Origin of the sequence: Corallococcus sp. AB049A (assembly GCF_003668885.1) — a bacterium.
Classification (GTDB): Bacteria; Myxococcota; Myxococcia; order Myxococcales; family Myxococcaceae; genus Corallococcus; species Corallococcus interemptor.
Map to the genome: position 1 here is coordinate 1 of NZ_RAWL01001336.1, position 407 is coordinate 407.

At 58.5% G+C, this 407-nt stretch carries 1 protein-coding gene; it reads right to left on the reverse strand.

Going from position 1 to position 407, the window contains the following annotated elements:
• Window positions 1-407, reverse strand: a 407-nt coding sequence (locus D7X55_RS42055) for a hypothetical protein (protein ID WP_199747475.1), incomplete at both ends; no start/stop codon positions are given.

The following is a 407-nucleotide window of genomic DNA, read 5'->3' on the forward strand; positions in this document are numbered from 1 at the left end:
CCCGTCGGTCCCTCCACCTGCAATTGCACGCGCGTGTGGTTGTCGCCAGCGCGGACGATACGGATAACCGGGTATTCGTCCTTCAGGCCGTACGAGATACCTTCCAGCTGCGTCTCGGTCTTGCCCTTGTAGCAGGTCGGGTTGGTACAGCTACCGGAGGAAATCGCCTCGGAAAACATCACCGACTGCAATTCCGAGTTGTGCGCGCATGTCGCACACTCGCTCTTGTCGAAGATCGCGTCCTTCAGGTTGCAGGCAGCTTGTTCGATGGCCTTCTTGAGGTCCGCCACCGTCTTTTTCTCTTGCAGAATGATCGGCAAGAACAGGTCCTGCTTTTCCTTCGTCAGGGTCGCAAGCAGCTCGGCATGCCCAAGCTGGATGGAACGCGTGTTCAGCGCGTCCAGCAC